Here is a 23,017-nt window from a genome sequence, read left to right as displayed (position 1 = left end):
TTTAAATGAGTTTTTAATGCAATTCCCTGATGATGATAACGGCCAACTTTTAGCCGAAATAGCCGCTGCTGGCGTTGATTTAAGCAAAATGCACCAAATCGATTTTTTCATTTTATTTGAACAACAAGCTGATGCTGAAAAATTTGCCAAAGAAATAATCTCTGATGCATTAGTACAAAGCGCAAACGTTGAAAAATGCAAAGACACAGGCGTGTGGGAAGTGATTACTCATGTACAAATGGTGCCAGAGCACACATTGCTTGGCCAAGCAGAGCAATACCTTGAAAGTATTGCTAATAGTTATAATGGCTATGGCGATGGCTGGGGTTTAATGGACGAAGACGCCGCTTAGCAAAAATCAGTTAAGCTTAACCGCTTAACTGATTAGCTTTTCTAAAGTTGCCAGAGTAATCAAATAATTTATCAGATACCTTCCAGCCATACTTTTTACTTTTACGCGCGATAACAAAATCGGGGTGCACTAAATCATACTGTGCCTTAATTACCTGCTCAGCACTTTTAAATTCGACAGGCGCTTGCCCCTGTCCTAAGCGTTTACCAAACTGTTTATTAAAAATATACTGCCCGCCTTTACTGGCAAGGTTATATACCTCATCGCAACTTGCACCATCTTCATCAAAGTAGGTTATTTTAATTAAATCATCTTTAAGTTTTACCACTGATAACCCACTACAGCGCAGTACTAACGCATCTTTTAAATTAAGGGCGTTACGTAGCTTGTCGTCGGGGTCGGCCATTACTGCGCCGCAATCATGGCATTTACGAGCTGCTATATCGTTTTGAGCGCCGCATTGTTCGCACTCTTTAAACCTAAACCGATAATCGCATTGCTCTTTATGGCCTTCGTCATCTTCTAATAAACCTTGGCAGCGCCTGCCAAAATGCTCAACTACTTTGCCATCAGAATCGGTTTTTCCCCAAAAAATATTTGCAAACCCACACCCAGGGCAAAGCACTTGAACGGGCTCATTATCGCTATCACCTTTTTTATCGCCCACCTCAGGGTGAAATAAATCAAAGCCGTTGCCTGCGTAATCTATAACTAAGCAGTCTGTTTTTCCTTCATTTAGCCTAAGCCCACGGCCAACAATTTGCTGGTATAAGCTAACCGATTCGGTGGGGCGTAAAATAGCGATAAAATCGACATGCGGCGCATCAAATCCGGTAGTTAAAACAGAAATATTAACGAGGTATTTTATGTTTTTTTGTTTAAATTGATTTATTAATTTATCGCGTTCTGCATTTGGGGTATCGCCAGTTATAAGGGCACTTTGCTCTGCGGGTAAATAAGTTAAAATTTCTTGCGCGTGCATCACCGTTGCCGCAAATATCATCACGCCTTGGCGGGTTTCACTGTATTGTATTACCTGCTTCAGTATAGCTTGCGTTGCGCGCTCACTATTTTTTAAAAGCGCATTCATGTCATCAGTCGTATATTGACCAAACGCATTAGTAGCCAAGGACGAAAAATCATAATGACTAATTGCCGCGTCCACTTCATTTGGCGGCGTTAAGTAATTATGTTTGATCATATACCTGAGCGGTAATTCAAATATACAGTTTTTAAATGGACTTTCTTTATTACCTTTTACAAAACCATGGTAATGATGATGGTATATCCACCCCATTCCTAATCTATAAGGTGTGGCTGTTAAACCCAATACTTTTAACTGAGGATTATATTCTTTGAGCGCATTTATAACCTTTCCATATTGGCTTTTTTTATCACCATTTACTCTGTGGCACTCATCAATAATAAGCAAAGAATAATGCTCATTTAATTTATTTAAATTACGCGATAAAGACTGAACACTGGCAAAGGTAACTTGGTGGCTGAGTGATTTTTCTTTTAACCCTGCTGAAAATATACTCGCTTCTAAACCAAAACTTTTATATTTTTGTGCGTTTTGTTCTACCAACTCTTTAACATGTGCAAGCACCAAAATTTTTTGCTTAGCAATTCGCGCAAGCTCTGCAATAACAAGGCTTTTACCCGCACCGGTAGGCAGTACAATCACGGCAGGATCATTTGTTTTTCGAAAATGTAAAACAGTGCGCTCTACGGCCTCTTGCTGATACGGCCTTAATTTATAGCTCATGAAAATAGTAAATAGAATAACCAGAAATGCAGTTTAACAAATACTAAGCGACTGCGGGGAGTTTAAGGTAAGTTTTGGCCAATTAAATCTAGCGTACAAAGCGTAAGCCTTAGCCTAAGTTTAGTTATTAAATTATACGCCATTAAAAAGAGAAGCCGTGGCTTCTCTGTTACTTTATTAAGCTAGGTGCTTTTGTAAATCAACACCTTCAAACGCTTTAGGGCGACGACCACGACCGGTCCATTCAATCACTTCGCCATCTACTTCAATACGATACTTAGCTTTTACTTTAGTACGTTTATCTGCAGTACCGTCTTGTAAATCTTCTAACGTAAGTCCTTTTTCTTTTAAAAGATCCAACACTTCCTGTTTAGCTTGTAGCTGCTCAGTATATTTTGCAATCGCATCAGTGATTAATTGTTGTGCTTTTTCTAGCTCAGTTAATGATGCTGTTTTAATAAAAGATCGAACTTCTTTCATTTATATCTCGCTAAATTATAGGGTTAGATTTTAATTCCTTTTTAGTATAAGCCTAAAATAGAAAATAGGCTACGAGAAGAAAGTATTAGCTACTTTTTAGAGTTTAAAAAAAAGCCGTGATTAAAATCACGGCTTTAACATTTAATAACTAATTAAAACTTAGTAGTTAGACTTAATTGTAAGTATCTACCAGTTACATCATATGCTTCAGAAACTGTATTAATACCTGTACCACCGCTAGAAGAGCTTTGGTTAGCAACTGGTGGTTGCTTATCAAATAAGTTACGAACAGTTAATGTCACATTTGTACTATCAGAGAAGCTATAGCCCGCTGAAATATCGTGATAAACAACTGATGGGAATTCGTTATACTTCTCTAGAGGAGTAAAGTCTGTGTAGTTGAAGTTACCTCCATCAACACTATCCTTTGAACGATCCCAGTAACGCATACGCCACGAAAGGTTTAAATCTTCTAGGCCGTAGCTTAAGTTAAGATTAGCTCTGTTATCTGGTGTGAATACTTGGCCGGCTTTTTCAACTGTTTCACCACTTATGATTCCTGTTTCATCATATTTTATTAGGTGATTCCAAATCAGATTTGCACCAAATTCACCATGCTCAGTATCAATCTTGTACGCTAATTCAATATCTACACCAGCAGTTTCAATATTATTTTCGTTACTTGTTCCTGAGTTAACTTCAACTAAAGCACCATTTTGGTCACGTAAAGAATTTCCACCACAAGTTGAATCAAAGTCAGCAGCACTTACATCAAAACAACGATTTAGTACTGTAGTACGGCTTGTCGTTGAAATAGCATCTTCCACAGAGATATCATAGTAATCAACTGTTAAAGCAAACTCTTCAGTTGCTTGCCACACAACACCTAAGCTATATGTGTCTGCAGTTTCTTCTTGAACTTCTTCATTACCACCAATGAAACCACCAGTGCTTTGTGCTTCTGTTTGTGTTAATTCAAACGAGCCATTTGCAGCAACGCGAGCAGCAATCTCAGGAATTGATAAACAGTTCTGAGCTACATTACCTGTCGAAGAAGCCGTTACACCGCTACATGGATCAGTAACATTAGCAAAAGTTTCGCCTCTTCCACCAAATAAATCAGCAATGTTTGGTGTACGTATAGCTGTTGCTGCTGAAGCTCTAAATTTCAATGTATCAATTGGTGAATATTGAATACCCGCATTCCATGTTGTTTGACCACCAACAATTTCGTGATCTGAATAGCGAGCAGCTAAGTCAAGCTCAAGATTATCTAAAATAGGTAATATTGTTTCTACATAGTAATCGTTAGAGTAGTAACTACCATCAGTTGGTAGTGAGCGGTTAGTACTTGACGCACCAGTTTGGGCTAAATCACCAGGGTTAAAGAAACCACTTTCTAGGCGATGTTCAGCCCCCATAGCTACCCCAATTCGACCGCCTGCAAGTTCAACAGGTAACTCACCAACTAAAGAAGCTGAAACTATAAATTGCTCAGTTTGGCCAGCAATTTTGGCAGGTACTTTAACGTAATCAACAGCCTCTGCTGAAACAGAACCCTCACCAAATAAATTTAAAGGTACACAACCTTGTAAAACAGCTAGGTCATTTGCACATTGAAGTGAACCATCGTCGTTTTGCACTACATCAAAAGCTTGTGCTGCTCTTTCAATGTTAACTTGGCCACCACTGTCTTGACGTTGATCCGTTTTACCCCAAGATACATAAGTATTTAATGACCAGTCATCATTGATCATCCAATCTATACCAGTCGCAATTCGAACAGTATCACGCTCTAAATCAGTAGAACGAGCACCGAACTCAACCATACGGCGAACTAGCTCAGGAATGTTATCATCTAGTCCATAACCGTCATTAAGAAGATTTTCACGAAGTAACTCCGGAACCATAGGATTACTTAGCTTTATCCCACCTTCTCCGCCACGCTCTGGTAAGAATACATCATTAGTAGAAAATGGTGTTGGCTCAATAGTCGAGTTATAAGTTTTTGATGAATTCCAGTTCATTTCAGCAAAAAATTCAACTTCATCATTAATTTCTTGCTTGATGTTAAGGGCAGCGTACTTTCTTTCAAGAGGCGTGACAAGCTGTCGATAATCCGCTCTGTTAAACGCATCACCACCTTCAAGCCCTGTATAAGGGGTGCCATCAGCATTATATGAGCCTACTCTACCTTGAGGAGTATACGAAGAGAATACCTTCCCTACATACTCGTTACCATTTTCATCAAGTAGTATCGCTTCATCAAACTCAGAAAATGCACGGTCAGAAGGTTTTAGACCTTTGTCATCATCATAACCAATAGCAACGGTTACGTTACCAGAATCCCAACTGTTACCGGCGGTCAAGTTTAGCGAGTACTTTTCGCGATCGCCTTCGCCTGATATACCAGTTTGAGCATTAACTTCCACACCCTCTACGTTGTCACGAGTGATAATATTTACTACACCGGCTACAGCATCTGTACCATATATAGCCGAAGAAGCACTTTTTAAGATTTCGATACGCTCAATCATTGAGGCAGGAATTGCATTTAAATCAACGGCATAACCACTTGAAGGCGAACGGCCAGATACAAAACGTCGGCCGTTAACCAATACTAAAGTGCGCGCTTCACCTAAGTTTCTCAGTGAAGTTGTGTTTAAACCTACGCCAGAAGTACTGAATGAAGAGTTAGATTGATCTGCACCAGCAATAGCAACAGGTGATTGGTTTAAAACGTCAGCTACGTTCAATGCACCCATTTGCTCTATATCAGTTCTACCGATGATAGTCACAGGTACTGGTGTCTCTACGTCTGTACGCTTAATACGTGAACCAGTTACTTGAATACGTTCTACTTTAGCAACACCCTCTTCTGCAGCAGATGAACTTGCTGAAAACGCAGCTGCAGATGCTGCACCAAAAGCAATTGCTAAGCGCACTGCTTTTGAAACTTGATTATTTAACATGTGATTCTCCCTGAATACTTCTAATAGTTTATTTTTATACAGCTAGCTAATACTTAAAATTAACCAGCTCGCAAATATTAATATCATTTCAAGCACAAGGTCAACAAAGCGATAACCAAAAATACCTTTTATTTACAAAAGCTTGCGTTTTCATTCCGTTTACATGTACCGATTTTATCACTATTGTGAAATATACATTATTGTTGAATTCAGGCTTCTCGCATAGACTTAAAAAACACTACGGCAAACCAACAAAAACCAACGATAAAAACCAACCTTGGTTAACAATTAGTTTCACCTTGTTTGCATTAAGTGTATAAAATGTATTTAGAGTGAAATTTGTACTTTGAATAATTAATCTAATTAGAAAGGAAAATAAAAATGTATAAATGGCTATTACTACTTTGCCTTACCACTAGCAGTTTTGCTTTTGCAGGTGTTGAAGGCTTACCTAAGGAGTTTGCTGATTTTAGTATCAATAATGATATTACCGTCTCTTACGACGATTTGGACCAACTTCTAAAATTGACCGTTTTAGATACTGGCCGTTCGGATAGAAAAAAAGCGTCTAAATCGCAAGCATTGATTGGCACAAAAATGCGTTCGTCAAGAAAGAAAAATACAAAAAACGAAGCTAACAGGTTTTTCTTTGAAGAAGTTAGTAAGTCTGAAATAAGTGAAGGATTTAATAAAATACGTACAAGCCTAGAAAGCTTACCCAATGAGATAGCTTTAAATAACTTATCACTAAATGAACAGTTGGCTTATTGGCTAAACCTTTACAACACCGCAGTAGTTGAACAACTACTCAAACACTACCCTGTTAGAGACACTGAAAAGTTACTCTTTGGTAAAAATAGCATTTTAGAAGAAAAGTTTTTATCTGTCTCAGGACATGCATTGTCTCTAAATGATATTCAAAAAATAGTTTTTAAAAAATTCACTAATAAGCCTATTGTTATGTATGGCTTTTACCAGGGTAATATTGGCAGTCCTAATTTAAGAGCCGAAGCATACTCCGGCAAAAAGGTATTTCATCAGCTTGAAGATAATGGTGACGAATTTGTTAATTCCAACAGAGGTTTATACATTGGGAAAAAAAATAGACTTTACGTTTCAAAATATTTCGAGCAAACAAAACCTTTATTTGAAAATTTCGAGAGTGATCTGCATTACCACCTAGAAAAATATGTAGATACAAGTATGCGATACGACGTAAAAAATGCTAAGTCGATTAGGTTTAAAATTGAAGATTGGAGCATTACAGATATATTTGGAACTGAGAGAGTTATCGGCGGCTCTTCAGCAACTAATAACGCAGCTATGCTTAATGCGGTAGTAAGTAACTCTACTTATCCAAAGGGCGCCGATGGAAGTGGCTCTGGTGTTGGAGCTGTAAACCTCAACTTTATTTCTGACTCAATCACCAATAAAACAATGGATTTTGGTCGGTTTTCTGCTGATCAAATTGAAAAATTAAAAGCATTAAAACTAAAAAATGAGCAGAATTCGGGTACAGTCAATATTAAGGACTTATCAACTGATAAAAACGAAAATTAAAATTCAAATGTTTTTTACATCCTGTTAATATAAAAATAAACAGGGTGTAATTTATATGCAGAAATTTAAAGCTGCTCTTACTGCGTACAATACAAAAAACTTCCAAAAATCTCTTGATATAATTGATGAGTTTAAGCTTTCACATCTAGGCGCCCATTTACTAAAAGCAGCTAGTTTAACTGCTTTGGATAAAAATGATAAAGCCATTGAAATATACCAATGCGCACTAAAAAACAACCCTACAAATATTTCATTACTAGAAAACTATACCGGACTACTTTGTAAGTTGGGCGATTTTATGGGTTGTTTAAATCTACTAAACACAACAGTGACAACTGTTTCAGCTAAGCTCTCCTTAAATAAACTAGAAGCATTAATAAAATTAAATCACTTACTTGAAGCTAAAAGATTAGTGAAATTAATAAGTACACCAACTAATTTAGAGTTTAGGTTTATATGGTTAAAAATAGAGCTACATGAGGCGTTAGGTGAGTTAGATATAATTGAGAATATTATTAATATGCTACCTGAAGCACAACAAAATAACTTTTATATAAGCTATAAAAGAGCCTGTAATTTAAGGAGTATGGGACGCTTTAATGAGGCTTTAGGTTTACTACTAAATATAGAAAAAAAGGAAAGTACCACACCAGAAATATTATTTTTAATAGGCTGTATTTATAAAGATTTAAATAATACCCAACAGTGTGAACGCTATTTAAATAAATGCTTAGCAATTGCGCCTTATTATGTTCCTGCACATGAAAGCCTTAATAGGCTTTATCACTCAACGAAAAATAAAAAGTTGTTTTTAAATAGCTATGAATTAGTAAAGCAGAAATACGAACCTCACCCTGTAATTGAACATTCTTTTATATCGCAGCTTATAAAGTCAAATAACTATGGGTCGGCCTTGGATGTTTCAACTAATGCATTAAAACTATTTCCGAATGATCATGCAATAGTTCATGCGCATAGCGTGGTATTAGGAAAACTTAATGACCATGAAAAAGCTTTTAATTTATTGAATCAATTAGTTAAAAAAGTACCTCATGAAAGCAGGTACCGAATAGATTTAGCACACTACCTTATATTAAATGGAGACTACATAGAAGCAATTAGACAATTAGAAAGTGCTTTAAAATACGATTACTTTAATCAAGAAGTTTGGGCTTACTTAAGCACCGCGTGGCGCTTATCAGCTAACGATAAATATTATTGGCTGACGAATTACGATCAATACGTAAAAGTTTTTGAGCTTCAAAAACCAAAAGGGTATAGCACTAGCGGACAATTTTTAGAAAATTTAACTGACCTATTACTCAATTTACACGCACACAGTACACAATTGATTGATCAAAGTGTAAGAAGTGGTACCCAAACAGAGGGGCATCTCTTATTTAGAAGTAACAAGCTAATAAGCGACTTTAAGCATTCTATGAATAATTGCATAACAAGCTATTTAGCTAATCTGCCAAAAGACCAAAAACACCCTCTGTGTTCAAGAAATAATAATGCATTTAAAGTGAATGGAAGTTGGTCAGTCAAGTTAGGTAACAAAGGGTTTCATGCAAACCATATACACCCTGCTGGCTGGTTATCGGCACCAAGTTATATTTCTCTCCCCAAGGAATTAAATGAAAATGACACTAATAAAAGTGGCTGGTTAAAACTAGGGGAAACGTGTTTAAACCTTAAAGAAAGAGAAGAGATAGCGCGAAGTATTTGCCCTAAAACAGGTCAAATGATTATATTTCCTAGCTATATATGGCACGGTACATATCCTTTAAAAAGTACACAACCACGTTTAACTGTTCCATGCGATGTTATGCCTATACTTTAGATTAAAATCCAGTATTAGCTGATGGCTTTATACTTCCAGAAGAGTTTTCTGACTTGAGCTTAAATAGGGATATAAAGGTTTATTATACTGATTTAACCAGCACCTCGACTTAACAGTTGTAGATGGATGTCGGACAGAACGGCTTTAAAGTCAATGGAGTCTATAGGTACAAGAATAAGATCAACTATAAATAAGCGTAAAGCATTATAAGCCACTCGCTTTTATTTTGAAGAGGTTATAGAAACAGGTCTTAAAAGTGGATTTAAAAAATTCGTTTAAGTCTAGAAAATGTCCCAGTTCAAGGCTCTCTGAACGATCTCAGCCTAGATGAACAGCGCGCCTATTGGTTAAACTTATATAATATTGCCATGATTGAAAAGCTAATTCAGTGGACTTCCCATAGTGCTGTGCAATGTGCTGGTGCTGTTAATGGGAGCTATTTAGCAAGTTTTTTTCAGAGAAAATAGAGTCTCAAACGCAATTTCCTTTGGAGGTGCTAAGTAAACTTTATAAGCTTAAAATTAATAGAGAAAAGAGCAGAGCCTCGGTGGAGATGAAAGATTTGCCAACGCAGAATTAGATTATATCAGCTCTCTACTGAGAGCTGTAAATTGTAAATAAGTATTAAAGCGACAAGTTATAAAACGCTTCAAACTCCTTTTCAGATATATTTTGCTTAATGTACTCACTAAAGTTTTTATATCTACCAGATGAAGAAGTATAGAGGGGCTTTCTAACTTGCCACACACTCGCTGTACTTACAATATTTCTTTTCTCATGGAATGTGCTGTTTTCATCTTTATATTCAATACCTAAAAAATCAAACAAGGGTATAAGAACTTTTTCAGGATTTGAAACTAATTCATCATAGTTTACCGTAAAAATATCATTGGTATATTTTTTCAACCAATGGCTTTTAACTTTTTGCTGCGCTGTATAGTAATGTAGTGTATCGCTAAGGTTAGTAGCATAATTTAAGCTAGGCCCTAAATGTTGAAAATATGCCGACAAACTATTATCTCGAATATCACGCTCCGTCCATATAATCTTAGCGTTAGGATAAATACGTTTGATTTGGTCAATATAGAGGTAGTTTTCAGGCCTTTTATCTGTAACGAATGCCCTCTTATTAGCTCTAAGCGCTAACTCACGGTTATAGCCCTCTTTAAACTCTATTGTACTGGCTGTATTTTCGAGCTTAATTGGATTAGCAATTAAGTTAAATAAATTTTTGTGAATATAGTCAATTTCGCCACCAGCACTAATATAATCAGATGCAGCAAGTATTTGCTCAATTAAAGTAGAACCAGAGCGGAACATGCCACAAATTATGATTGGTGTTAACTCACTATTTTCATTGCTAGTGACTGGCTTCTCCTTTCGTTCTAAAGTTAATTTGGTTAGTTTTTCAATCTCATATTTATTGTATTTCGGTATATATGAACGATTAACTCTATTTGCACTAAAATAATACTCCCAAGCTTTTTTATAATCAGCAATATCATTAAATACTTTACCAAGGGCATAATATAAATCAGCCACTATCGAATTATCTTTTTCTTGCTTAATAATTTTTAGGCTCACTTGCTCATATTCTAGCGCCAAAGCAGGGTTAAATGTAACTATGTCAGCAAGCCTAGCATGCGCTAAGCCATGCTTAGGGTTTATAACTAGCACTTGCTGGAATAGCTCTAAGCTTTTGCTTTTATTGCCCATTTGCTCATAGATATTAGCTAAATTAAAATAAGCATTTACATTGTTTTTTTGAATTTCTATTGCTTCTTCTAAGCAATATATTGCGCTTTTATGATCATTTAACAAATCAGAATAAACTAACGCTATCTCTAATTTTACCAAATAAATATCGGGAAATTGATTTTCTTGCGCACTTAAAAGGTGCTGCTTAGCTAAAAATCCATTACCTAACTTTCGAGCTAAGCTGCCAAGCAAGAAATGAGCATGCGCGTGATTAGAGTTTTGGCTTATAAATGCTTTTAATTTGCTGATTGCAGTATCAGAATCACCGCTCGACAAATACAATTGAACTAATGTATTGATGTAATCAAATTTGTTTGGAACAATCGAAACTAACCTTTCACTAATTAACTTAGCCTCATTAAGGTTTTTTTCACTCATTGAAACCTTGAATAATAGAATAAGGGCCTGCTCTGCAGTATTTTGATTAGCAGCTAATATATTAAGTGTTGTTTTTCCTTTATTGATTTGACCACTGTTTAGCTCCTTTAAAGCTTGCGATACGCTAACTTGCGTCATTCTTAAATTTCTCCATAAAAAAAAGCGAGCCTAAGCTCGCTTTATTTATATCACAAATAATTAGAATTTAAATGATACAGTTGTATGGAAATAACGACCCAGCGTGTCGTAGTAACCAGCAATAGCGTTAGCATTTGTTGATAAACTACCGCCTAAAAGAGGTGGCTCTTTATCTAAAACGTTATTAACACCTACTAATAATGAAGTGTATTCATTAATAGTGAAGCTAGCTTTAAGGTCAAGGTAGCTTTGTGAGCTTATACCGCCTTGAGCAAGCGTATCATCACCGCTGTAATCGCTTACTTCACCGAAGTAGCGCCATTTAGCAGTCGCACGCCAGTAAGTATCCATGTCGTAGCTAAGAGTTAAAACATGACGCCATTCAGGTTGAGCAAAACAGCTGTTATCAAGAGTACCTACACAGTCATATGCTTCACTTACACCTGGAATATTATCGTACTCTTTACTAAGCATGTAAGTACCAATTAGGTTAGCTTTTAACATGCCACCGGCTACTTCAAAGTCATAGTTTGCACTTAAATCGATACCTTCCCAATGTAATTTACCAAGGTTAACGTTAGTTGCTACAACTTGGCCATCACCAATCCATAAGCTACCGCTACCAGATGTTCTTTGTACGTTATCACAGAAAACAGCATCACCAGTAAGTGCACAGTTAGTTACAATCTCTTCAGGATTGATAGCACCAATCGCATCTTCAAGTTCAATATCCCAGTAATCAATTGAGAAGTTGAACCCTTCAAATGGGTTAGCAACAATACCAAACGTTATTGTATCTGCAATTTCAGGGTCTAAGTCAGGGTTACCACCGAAGAAACCATTGTATTGAGATGCTGGGCTCGCAGAAACATTACCGTACTGAGATGCAGAAACACCTGTATTAGCACACTGTGCAGCAGATAATGAAGGAGTATCAGTAGCACAAGGATCTGTACCGCCCCATAAGCCTGTGCTTTGGTTAGCAAATAATTCACCATTATTTGCGGCACGAACTGCGCGGTTATAGCTTGTACGGATTTTCCAATCGTCCGTTACATTCCAATCAAGCGCTAGTTTATAAGTAGGCTCAGCACCAGAAGTACTGTAATCAGACCAGCGGTAACCTAAATCAACAGCAATGCTCTTAGCAAAAGGTGCATCTTCAAGAATAGGTAAGCTAACTTCTGTGTAGAACTCAGTTAGGTCGTATTCACCATTTAAGCTTTTAGTAGTACCACCTTGGCCTAGTAATAAACCTTGTGCGTATACTTCATCAGCTGTACGGCTAAATGTTTCCTCACGGTACTCTGTACCAAATACTGCTGCAATTGGGTAATCTGAACTAGGAAGGCCAAAATCAAATTCACCAGTTACATAACCACCAACAATAAATTGCTCTGTTACACCGTTAAGAATAGCTGTACCTGTTAAAGAACCGGCCGCTTCTGATGTAATACCTTCAAACTCAAATACTTCATAAGGTATACAACCATCGCTAGTTGCACAATCTTCACCATTTGCAGATAGAGCTGTGGCTATACGCGGACCAAAGAAGTCATTAATGTAAGCTGAAGAAGAAGACGTTGAACCATATTGAACAAATGCATCATATGACCACATATCATTGATCTCGCCTTCTGTACCAAGTACTAAGCGGAACGAGTTATGTTCTAATTGGTCTGCACGAGCACCACCTTCAACGTTACGTTTACCGATGTATGTAGCAAATTGATCACCCGACGTTAAACCAAAGCGGTCAGTTAAGTCTTGACGCTGTTGGTCAGTTAAAAGTGGGCTGTCGAAGTCAATATTATAGTTTTCATTAAAGAACGTACCTGATTCAGCGATTTGTGCTGTAGTACGGTCACGCATGAACATAGCTTCTACGTATGGGTGAAAGTTATCATTAATTTCATAATCAGCAAATAAACCAAACGTATGGCGTTCATCAGGACGCATAAAGTGGTTTATTGGAGCATAGTTATATAAGTTACCTACTGAATCTTCAAAACCACCAGTACCGTCAAGCGTCCAGTAGTCGTAATCAGACCAATCAAAAGCACCATCAGCAGTTGGTGAAGATACGTAGAAATTTGGAACAACAGCATTACCTGAACCACCACATGACGTACCAGCCGCATTTAGAGCACATGATGAGTAATCACGAGCGCCTTGGCGAAGTTCGTTTTGCTTATTATAAGTAATGTAGCCTACAGCGTGACCTTTACCACCGTCGAAAGAACCACCTAAAGTAGCACTAAAATCAAAAGATGAACCATCAAGGCCAGAGCTACCCGTTGGGTAATCAAAATCTTTGTCATCCATTAGGCCTTGGATGTAGTCGTTGTCGTTATCATGTTGGTAAGCCGTAGCACCTACATCAACAGCAAAACCTTCAAATTTGTCGTCCATTACGAAGTTAACAACACCGGCTACTGCATCAGCACCGTAAGTAGATGAACCACCACCAGTTAATACTTCTACGCGCTGTATTAGAGAGGCTGGAATTTGGTTAACATCAGCCGATTGAGTGTAAATACCACCTGCTTGTGCGCGACGGCCATTGATTAAAACTAGAGTACGTTGCGAACCCATACCACGTAAGTCTAATGTTGCTGTACCTGTAGCGCCATTAGATTGGAAAGCAGTAGAAGAAGCCTCTAGTTGAGGTAAGCTGTTTAACATGTCTTCAACACGTGTAAAGCCTGAAACTGCAATTTCTTCTGCTGTTGTAATTTGTACTGGGCTAGCTGTTTCCATATCAGTACGCTTGATACGTGAACCAGTAACTTCGATTCGTTCAACTTTTTCAGCTGACTCTTCTTCTGCGGCAAATGAACTTGCAGAGAAAGCAGCAGTAGACGCTGCACCAAAAGCAAGGGCTAAGCGCACTGCTTTTGTAACTTGATTATTTAACATTTGATTCTCCCTGGGTCACCACTTGTTAGAAGCGACTTATTATTTAATTATTTATTATTGTTACAGCATGTTAACCGCAACTGATACAAATACTAAACAAAAACAATTTAAAAGCCAACTAATGTTAATGATTTTTTAAAATTAAATTTCAAATGTAAACAAAGTAGGTACAAAACAATCTTTTAAAGTAAATGTTATAACATCAAATAGATGATCAGACTTTTTAGACAGGAATTTGGTATAATTAAATTAGAGATAACTGACTAGGAAACATTTCTGATACTTCAACATTACAAACAAACGAAACCATCCCTATAAGCGGCATAATCTGTTTATCTAGATACATTTGATAGTCGTAGCTATGCAGCCCTTGATACAGCTCAACACCGTGCGTTGTGTAAACAAATGTAACAAATTCACCTCTTTTTAGCGTAAATTCACTATTTTGTTTCTGAAACTTTTTTACTGCTTGTACATGGGGAGGGATATTTTTTTGATAGTCGGTTAAGTTTTGACCTAAACGTTTTTTAAAAACCAGCAAATGATCAAATTCGCCACGTAAAAGTTTACTAATGTAATCATTTACAAGGTCATTAATTTGCTCTGGTTGCTCAAAAAGGAGGGTAAATAAATCAAATTGAAACTGTTGAGCCAGTTTAGTCCAGTCACTTCTTACGGTTTCTAAGCCTTTAAAAACCAATTTTGATTCATCCGGCTTTATTAACTGCCCCACATAGCGTTTTTTAGACCCCACGCTTTTACCTCTTATGGTGGGTAAAAAGAAGGGGCTATAAAGCGATTCAAACTCTATTTCTAAATGGCTAGTTAAATTATGTTTAGCGTGTATGTTTTGCTGCCACAATGTGTTTATGTGTTTAGCTAACTGTTTACCTATTTTATTACACGCCTCAACACTTAAATCATCCGTTAGTTTTACAAAGGTCGAATCGGTATCTCCGTAAATAACACTATAACCTTGCTCTTCAATCCACTTTTTAGTTTGCAGCATTATCTCATGACCACGCAAAGTAATAGAGCTTGAGAGTCGTGGGTCATAAAAACGACAGCCTTGTGAGCCTAATACACCATATAAACTGTTCATTATTATTTTAATCGCTTGGGATAGCATTAAATCGTGATTATCTTTTGCCCGCTGGCGCTGTAGCGCTAGGCTTTTTATAAGCGCTGGTAAATGGTGCTGCTCTCTTGAAAACAATGCGTTATTAAAACCTTCAATACTGTTTTCAGGGTTTTCAATCCCTTCTATTAGTCCAAGCGGGTCTATATAAAAGGTTTGCATAATACTGGGGTACAGGCTTTTAAAATCAAGCACGATGACATTTTTATACAGCCCCGGTACCGACTCCATAACATAACCACCTGGGCTTTCAAACGTCAGCCCATGGTCGCCCATATTAGGTGCTACATAACCGCTGCGATGTAATAAAGGCAAATACATGTTTACAAAAGCCGCCACTGAGCCGCCGCGTTTTTCCAGCTCAAGGCCTGTTAATTGTGTGCGAATAACAGCAAAATCGAGAAGTTTTAGCTTATCGAATATTTTATTAACGAGTATGCAGTCTTGGCGATTGTAGTTAGCGAGCGCGAGTTTATCTTCATTAAATTGACGAATAATTTCTTGTAAGCTGTTACTAGCTTCAATTAATTTAGACTCGCCTAAAATTTCTTTAGCTACATTAGCAAGTGAAAAAGTTTCAAAACTATAAGTGGCATTTTTTAGAGTATCAATGCCATCAATTACACAGCGCCCGGGAATAGAAACCCTTGTAAAATGGCCTTTTCGAACATATAAAGGAAGGTTTCCTCTTCCTAGTAATAGTTTTACCCCAAGTGCCACAGAGCGCTCATAAATAACTGCAAAATCAAACTCAATAACATTCCACCCAATAATAATATCTGGGTCGCACTGCTTAATAAGTGTTACAAGTTGCTGTAATAGTGCAACCTCGTCTGCGCACCATATAATAGTATAACCAATCACTGGTTCGTGATGCTCAGGCTCTCCAATCATGATTACGCAATCTAAACCACAGCCTACCAAGCCAATAGAAAACAACACCCCACTTTCATTGCACTCTATATCAAGTGACAACTTAGAAAGCACAGGCGTATATTCGGCATTGGTTTTTAATTTAGCATCTAAAATTTCAGTGTAATGCGCATGATCCACTCGTTTACCCGTGACCCACGCTCCGCCTTTAATAAAGCGCTCCATTAAATAGCGTTCAATGGGCCTTATATCATCTTCATAAAGTGTAATACCGCGACTTTTTAACGCTTTGCTCGCGCTATAAAAGTGTTTTAGTGAGTAAAAGTAACAGCCACACATATCTTGCTGCTGAAAATTTTTTAATTTAAGCGGTTTTATTTCATGAAGAATAGACTCAGCAACTAAAATAGCATTTACTGTATTTGCATCCGTACTTTTTATAAAAAAAAGAACAGGTTGCGTTGAAGAAACGCTTTTAACCGGACCATGTTGAGTACTTAACCAAATTTCATATTGCACACCTTGTGCGGTATCATTAGCCTTCGCTGATAGTAAAAAACCTGATGTTAAATACAAAATGGAACCTTTATGAGCTTTTACAGTAAGCTTTTAAAATGTAAGTTTAATCAATAAAAAATGAGTAAAAATGATAAACGAGCCGATTCTAAAAGAAGCATTAGCTTTGATCAGTACAAAAAAATATAAACTAGCCATCTCTGAGTTAGTTAAAATAACATCTCAATATCCAGAGATAGAGCAAGCTTGGCTCCACTTATCAAAATGCTATAAAGAAATTGGTGAATTAACAAAACAAACCGCAGCCTATGACCAATTTGAAATGATAGCATGGTTTAACGAGCAATTATCTTGCGCTAAGAAGGATTTGTTACTCGGAGACTTTCATAATACTCAGCTAAAAATCCAGAAATTGTTAAAATTAGTACCAAACGAAAAACGATGCCTTTTGCTGCTTAGTAAAGCAGCGTTTAAAGCAGCTGACATGCATACTTACCTTAACGTTTCTCAATACAATTACCATTGTAACCCGAGCTCACCTGCTGTTGTTAACTGTTATTTTGAAGCACTTTTTCACACTAAACATTTTAATGAATTCATAGAATTAGCTAATAAAAGAGATAAAAAAACACTCCCCAACCATATTATCAGTTTATTAGCTGCATGCCATGTAAAACAAATGAATTTTGATTTAGCATTTAATTTATACGCTGATTTAGAAAGGAAGAGTTTTCACCCCTCTACTTGCCTATTAAGAATGGGCAATATAAAAAAAATTATTGGCGAGCCAACCACTGCGGTGCAGTTATATAAAAAGGCTCTCGAAAAAGATAAAACGAATACTGAGGCATACTGGAATCTAGCAAATCTTAAAACCTATAAATTCAGTGAAAGCGAAATAAAAAATTTACAAGCCTCGCTTTGTAACTTAACAAACCAAAATAAAAAAGCACTGGGTCAATTTGCTTTGGGAAAAGCCTACGAGCAGCAAAACAACTTTTACACTGCTTATAAGCACTATGCTGCAGGCAATAAAATAAAAAATAACCACATCAAATATACTCAAAGTGAATTTGACTATCGCTGTATTAAGTTTTTGACTAAAGACTTAATACACAGTTTGCCCAGAGTAAAACCTTCTTCTATACAATTAGTCTTTGTCGTGGGCATGCCCAGAAGTGGCTCAACTTTAGTAGAGCAAATTCTTGCTAGCCACTCTAAAGTTGATACCAGCTATGAATTAACAGAAATAATATCTATAGCGAGCTTTTTAGAGCAACAAAACAAGTCACAAGTTCCATATGGCCTAGATAGCCTTTCACAGCAAAAGCTTTCCAAACTATCAGCCCGTTACCTAAAATTTATTGAGCCTTTGAGAACTAATAAGCCGATTTTTGTTGATAAGCTACCTGCTAACTATCAGCATATTGGGTTAATTATGTCTTTATTTCCTAACGCTAAAATAATCGACGTTAGACGCGATAATAGAGCAACAGCTTGGAGTCTTTATAAACATATATTTTCAGAAGGGCATGCATATACATATAGTTTTGAAAATTTAGCGACGTATATAAAGAAATATTACCAACTTATGGATCATTGGAAGCAGTTATATCCAAACCATATTTTAACGCTTGAATATGAACAGGTTGTCGAAGGTTTTGATTCTGCACTTAAAAAAATCACTGAATTTTGCGCTATAGAAATAGAACAAAGTTGTTATTCTTTTCATGCTACTAAACGCCCTGTCTTAACTCCGAGCTCAGAACAAGTAAGGCAGCCTATTTATACCTCTGCGTTAAAGGAGTGGGAAAATTACAGGCCTCATCTAGAGCCGCTGATGAAATTACTAAATTAATTTCATCCTTGCTTGTAGTTACGCGGTTATAACTCTAAAATCCATACACTGTAATTATATACATATTTTAGGTTTATCTCCCCATGCTTTCTGACCAACTAAAAAAAACAATTAGGCAAGTACACCAGCATGTGGCTAGTAACCTTACTGATTACCGCCCACGCAGTAGCCAAAACTACCTAGTTGCCGAAATAGCAAAAACGCTGGCTGGCGAATACCATAAAAAGCAGCGAATATGTGTTATTGAGGCTGGCACAGGGACGGGTAAATCACTTGCTTACTGTTTGGGCGCGTTACCGCTTGCCCTTGCTCAAAAAAAGAAGCTGGTTATATCTACTGCTACCGTGGCCCTACAAGAACAATTAATAGCAAAAGAGCTGCCTTTTTTTAAAAAACACTCAGGGCTCGACTTTAAGTTTGACCTAGTAAAAGGTAGGCAACGCTATATATGTGCCCATAAATTACATAACGCTGTTAATGGCGATAGCCAAACGCAAATGGAGTTTATGCCCACACTTACCTCGCCGCTAAGTGATATGGAAACTAAATGCTTAAAAGGTCTTTACGATGCCTATGTAAATAAAAAATGGCAAGGCGACAGGGATAGTTGGGCCGACACCATACCCGATAGAGTGTGGAACTTAATCGCATGCGATAAACACGCTTGCCAACGCCAAATGAAAGCCCATCAAACCTGCCCGTTTCAGCTTGCGCGTAATCAGCTTATGCAAATGGATGTGCTTGTTATTAACCATTCACTGCTACTGGCAGATTTGGATTTAGGGGGCGGTAAAATTTTACCCGAACCCGATAACACCATTTATGTAATTGATGAAGCGCACCACCTTGCGCATATTACCCGCGACTTTTCATCGGCAGCGGCCACTATTAAAGGCACCATTGATTGGCTCGATAAGCTCACCAAATTTAGTGGCAAAATGTCTAAGGTATTAGTGGGTCAAAAAGCCATTGGCCAAAATTTCAAATTGTGCGATAGCATTAACGATGCGAATAAAGACTTAAAAGTGGTGCGTGATATTCTCGATAACGCCGACTTTGAATACTCAAAAGACGACACATACCGTTTTGAGCATGGTGAAATACCAAAATCATTGCACAACAAAGCTAAAGATATAAGTGACGCCACACTAGATGCACTGCGTTGTTTAAATAAAATGCACGATACCCTCACTCAAGATGTAAGCGATGGCGATATAAAACCCTATGTTGCCGACCCTGTTTTGGCCGAAAGCGGACACTATATAAACCGCTTAGAGCAATTAAATAAGCTGTGGTATAGCTATGCAAATAAAGGCGAAGGCACACCTCACGCAAGGTGGATCAAACGTTTAGAATATAAAAACCATCACGATCACCTATTAAGTGATTGCCCTATCGAAGTTGGCTACTACTTAAAAGACAAGCTATGGAATGAATGCGCAGGGGCGGTACTATGCTCGGCGACTTTAAGTGCTCTCGGTTCGTTTGACCACTTTGCCTATGAAAGCGGCTTAGCAAAAGAAGAAGGCGTTAAATTTATTAAAGTGCCCTCTCCGTTTGATTACCCTAAACAAGCAACCTTGCGTATCCCGGTAAGTAAAATTGAGCCAACCGACAAAGCATTTAGTGACCATATAGCGCAAACCTTGCCTGAGTACTTAAACACAAAAAAAGCTAATTTGGTGTTGTTTGCCTCGTACTGGCAAATGGACCATGTGGCTAAGTTTCTTAGAACAAAAGGTTTTAACTTATTAGTGCAAGGCGAAATGTCGCGCGAGGCATTATTAAAAAAACACACCCAAAATATTGATAGCGGTAAAGGTAGTATTTTATTTGGTACACAAAGCCTCTCAGAAGGGCTTGATTTACCAGGTAAATATTTAGAAAACTTAATAATTACAAAAATACCGTTTGCAGTACCTACATCACCAATAGAAGAAGCCCAAGCCGAATTTGTACAAAGTAAAGGCGGTAATCCATTTTTGTCTATTACGGTGCCCGATGCAGCAAAGAAATTGGTACAAAGCTGTGGTAGACTGCTGCGAAAAGAGAGCGATGAAGGCCGTATAACCATTCTCGATAGACGCTTAGTTACCAAGCGCTACGGCAAAGCCATGCTCGACACCTTACCACCTTTTAAAAGACAAATAGATTATTAATGTTTGAACTTGCTTTAGATCCCACAACACTGGCAATTTTATGTGCCGCGGCCCTTGCTGCTGGCTTTATTGACGCAATTGCTGGCGGCGGTGGCTTATTAACAGTCCCTGCACTACTCACCGCTGGCTTGCCACCGCATGTAACGCTTGGCACCAACAAGCTTGCGGCAAGCTTTGGCTCATTAACGGCCAGCTACACGTATTATAAAAAAAATCTATTTAGTCCTAAATTTTGGGCAAACTCCATTTTTGCTACAGCCATAGGCGCTGTGATTGGTACGTTAATAGTCGATCACTTAAGTATTGAATTTTTAAATAAACTTTTGCCTATCATTATTATTATGGTGGCCTGTTATAGCTTGTTTGGTAGTTTAAGCACCACACAGGGCGATGATTTACCAAAAGTAACACCAATACTTAAACTAAAGCAGTGGTTACAGGGCTTAGCGTTAGGTTTTTTTGATGGCGTAGCAGGCCCAGGCGCCGGTACTTTTTGGACCGCATCTAATAGTTTATTTTATAAAATGAGCTTACTGCTTAACTGTGGTTTAGCCCGCTCAATGAACTTTGTATCTAATTTTATATCGCTTATTACCTTTGTGGCACTTGGTCATGTAAACTTTTTATTAGGCCTTATCATGGGCTTTTTTATTATGTTAGGTGCTTGGATTGGTGCTCACTCAGCCATTCGCTTTGGCGGTAAGTTTATTCGCCCTGTTTTTAACACTATGGTTATACTGCTAGCATTAAAACTGATTTACGAGGCTTATTTGTAAATGCAAACCCACGCGTTAGATAAATTACGCCAACAAGTTGCTACGCTTAAACAACAAGCTGAGCAATTTGATAGCGCAAAGTTGTTTTCTAAAAACCGCTATATGCAGGCGCAGCCTAGTTTATTTGACCGCGGCGTATTTAGTACTAAAAGCATGAACTTAACTGACTACGTAACAGAAATTGAAGACGAAATTACCAGCTTACCACCCAGTGATCATCGCCATGCTTATGCTTATGCACTCGAGCGCATAGGTAATCAAGTACAAGCTGTATTTAGTGTTATTAAATCGACCCCCATCTGGGCAAAAGAAAACAAAAGCCAGTACAAACCTAGGCCAAAAAATACGGTTTATAAGCAAGCCGTAAAAAAAATAATGCAATCGTCGCACGAGCTATACGACGAGCTTAAACAAAACCACGAGTTTGAACGACGCTTAGTGTTAATGATTGAAGAGCGTAAACTACAAATGGAAAAAGCCAGCCCAGCGCAAGCACAAAAACTTAATATGGAAATTTTAACCACGCATGCGCGTTTAGGCCGCTGCCGTAAAGCTATTTCGGCCACCGAAGATAAAATTCAACAAGTCGAAAAACAACAATTACGCTAATGCAGCTTTTTTACCACCCGCTTTACAGTGCTTTAACGCTTCCTGAGCGCCACCGTTTTCCTATTCAAAAATACCAAATGCTAAAAGCAGAAATAGAACGCTTAGGCTTTGGGGCTACACAGTTTAATACACCAACCAAAGCTACGCCCGAGCAGCTTGCACTGTGCCATAGCCCAGGCTACATAAATGATTTTTTAAACGCCACACTCAGTAATAAAGCAATTAAAAAAATGGGTTTCCCGTATTCACGCAAATTAGTAGAGCGTACGCTACTTTCAGTTGGCGCGAGTATTCAAGGCAGCGAATACGCACTAAAACATGGTTTTTGCGCTAATTTAAGTGGTGGCTATCATCATGCATATAGCGATTACGGAAGTGGCTTTTGTATTTTTAACGATTTGGCTGTGGCTGGGGCGCATTTAATCAATACAAACCAAGCCGATACCGTATTAATATTTGATTGTGATGTACACCAAGGCGATGGCACAGCACAAATTACGCAACATAATAACGCTATAGTTACTTGCTCTATCCATTGCGAGCAAAATTTTCCGCGCCTAAAGCAACACTCCGATTACGACTTCGCCCTACCTGCCAACACATCAGATACCGAGTACTTAACAACGCTAAAACAAGCCCTCGAATTTTGCGTGCGTATTCATAACCCCGATATTATTTTATATAACGCAGGGGCTGATATTTACGAAAAAGACGAGCTAGGGTTATTTAACGTATCGCTTGAAGGGGTTTATGCGCGCGATCATTTTATTGTTAACTACTGCAAAGCCCATAACATCCCACTTATGTGCGCTTTAGGTGGCGGTTATCAACGTAATTTAAATGCGTTAATTAATGTTCATAAACAACTATTTAAAGCTGCTATCGATTTATTTTAGTGCTTAGTATACACTCAAATAAAC

At 37.7% G+C, this 23,017-nt stretch carries 14 protein-coding genes; 8 read left to right on the top strand and 6 right to left on the bottom strand.

Annotated features, from left to right (window positions below; genetic code table 11):
- Window positions 1-16: 16 nt before the first annotated feature.
- Window positions 17-352 carry a ribonuclease E inhibitor RraB gene (locus OIZ54_RS13630; RefSeq protein WP_024033700.1) on the top strand — a complete coding sequence of 112 codons (336 nt, stop codon included), beginning with the start codon at window positions 17-19 and terminating at the stop codon, window positions 350-352.
- 16 nt (window positions 353-368) lie between these two features.
- On the opposite strand, the gene OIZ54_RS13625 is transcribed toward OIZ54_RS13630, so the two are convergent.
- The 3 genes from OIZ54_RS13625 to OIZ54_RS13615 all read right to left on the bottom strand — a co-directional run bounded on the left by OIZ54_RS13625 (window position 369) and on the right by OIZ54_RS13615 (window position 5,572).
- Window positions 369-2,120 (bottom strand): DEAD/DEAH box helicase, encoded by a 1,752-nt coding sequence (locus OIZ54_RS13625; protein ID WP_264390614.1) that lies wholly within the window; start codon window positions 2,118-2,120, stop codon window positions 369-371.
- Between the two features lie 177 nt (window positions 2,121-2,297).
- Entirely contained in the window at window positions 2,298-2,600 is a 303-nt protein-coding gene (locus OIZ54_RS13620; protein WP_004585960.1) for an H-NS histone family protein, read from the bottom strand.
- Window positions 2,601-2,752: 152 nt separating this feature from the next.
- Window positions 2,753-5,572, bottom strand: a complete 2,820-nt coding sequence (locus OIZ54_RS13615; protein ID WP_138579826.1) for a TonB-dependent receptor domain-containing protein — start codon at window positions 5,570-5,572, stop codon at window positions 2,753-2,755.
- Between the two features lie 381 nt (window positions 5,573-5,953).
- Here OIZ54_RS13615 and OIZ54_RS13610 point away from each other — a divergent pair, with 381 nt between their 5' ends.
- The gene (locus OIZ54_RS13610) at window positions 5,954-7,132 is read left to right on the top strand and encodes a DUF547 domain-containing protein (RefSeq protein WP_264390613.1); all 1,179 of its coding nucleotides are present in this window, start codon (window positions 5,954-5,956) and stop codon (window positions 7,130-7,132) included.
- Between the two features lie 55 nt (window positions 7,133-7,187).
- The gene (locus tag OIZ54_RS13605) at window positions 7,188-8,975 is read left to right on the top strand and encodes a 2OG-Fe(II) oxygenase family protein (RefSeq protein ID WP_264390612.1); all 1,788 of its coding nucleotides are present in this window, start codon (window positions 7,188-7,190) and stop codon (window positions 8,973-8,975) included.
- 624 nt (window positions 8,976-9,599) lie between these two features.
- Here the strand turns inward: OIZ54_RS13605 and OIZ54_RS13600 are convergent.
- The 3 genes from OIZ54_RS13600 to OIZ54_RS13590 form a co-directional block, all read right to left on the bottom strand.
- The gene (locus OIZ54_RS13600; RefSeq protein ID WP_264390611.1) at window positions 9,600-11,249 is read right to left on the bottom strand and encodes a tetratricopeptide repeat-containing sulfotransferase family protein; all 1,650 of its coding nucleotides are present in this window, start codon (window positions 11,247-11,249) and stop codon (window positions 9,600-9,602) included.
- Window positions 11,250-11,309: 60 nt separating this feature from the next.
- Window positions 11,310-14,168, bottom strand: a complete 2,859-nt coding sequence (locus OIZ54_RS13595) for a TonB-dependent receptor domain-containing protein (protein ID WP_024033706.1) — start codon at window positions 14,166-14,168, stop codon at window positions 11,310-11,312.
- Window positions 14,169-14,412: 244 nt separating this feature from the next.
- Entirely contained in the window at window positions 14,413-16,755 is a 2,343-nt protein-coding gene (locus tag OIZ54_RS13590) for a DNA polymerase II (protein WP_264390610.1), read from the bottom strand.
- 70 nt (window positions 16,756-16,825) lie between these two features.
- On the opposite strand from OIZ54_RS13590, the gene OIZ54_RS13585 reads away from it, so the two are divergent.
- The 5 genes from OIZ54_RS13585 to OIZ54_RS13565 all read left to right on the top strand — a co-directional run bounded on the left by OIZ54_RS13585 (window position 16,826) and on the right by OIZ54_RS13565 (window position 22,993).
- Entirely contained in the window at window positions 16,826-18,553 is a 1,728-nt protein-coding gene (locus tag OIZ54_RS13585; protein WP_264390609.1) for a tetratricopeptide repeat-containing sulfotransferase family protein, read from the top strand.
- A gap of 83 nt (window positions 18,554-18,636) precedes the next feature.
- Window positions 18,637-20,712, top strand: coding sequence for an ATP-dependent DNA helicase DinG (dinG, locus tag OIZ54_RS13580; RefSeq protein WP_248531080.1), 2,076 nt, complete (start codon window positions 18,637-18,639; stop codon window positions 20,710-20,712).
- Window positions 20,712-21,488, top strand: a complete 777-nt coding sequence (locus OIZ54_RS13575) for a TSUP family transporter (RefSeq protein ID WP_264390608.1) — start codon at window positions 20,712-20,714, stop codon at window positions 21,486-21,488. The genes dinG and OIZ54_RS13575 overlap by 1 nt, the downstream gene beginning before the upstream one ends.
- Window positions 21,489-22,097 carry a primosomal replication protein gene (locus tag OIZ54_RS13570; protein WP_024033711.1) on the top strand — a complete coding sequence of 203 codons (609 nt, stop codon included), beginning with the start codon at window positions 21,489-21,491 and terminating at the stop codon, window positions 22,095-22,097. It begins immediately after the preceding gene.
- On the top strand, window positions 22,097-22,993 hold the full coding sequence (locus OIZ54_RS13565) for a histone deacetylase (RefSeq protein WP_264390607.1): 897 nt from the start codon (window positions 22,097-22,099) through the stop codon (window positions 22,991-22,993). Before OIZ54_RS13570 ends, OIZ54_RS13565 begins: the two co-directional genes overlap by 1 nt.
- The last annotated feature ends 24 nt before the right edge of the window (window positions 22,994-23,017 follow it).

Source organism: Pseudoalteromonas sp. A3 (genome assembly GCF_025942345.1).
GTDB classification, from domain to species: Bacteria; Pseudomonadota; Gammaproteobacteria; order Enterobacterales; family Alteromonadaceae; genus Pseudoalteromonas; species Pseudoalteromonas atlantica.
Note: the sequence above shows the minus strand (reverse complement) of the source record. Positions and strands in the feature narration are given on the sequence as shown.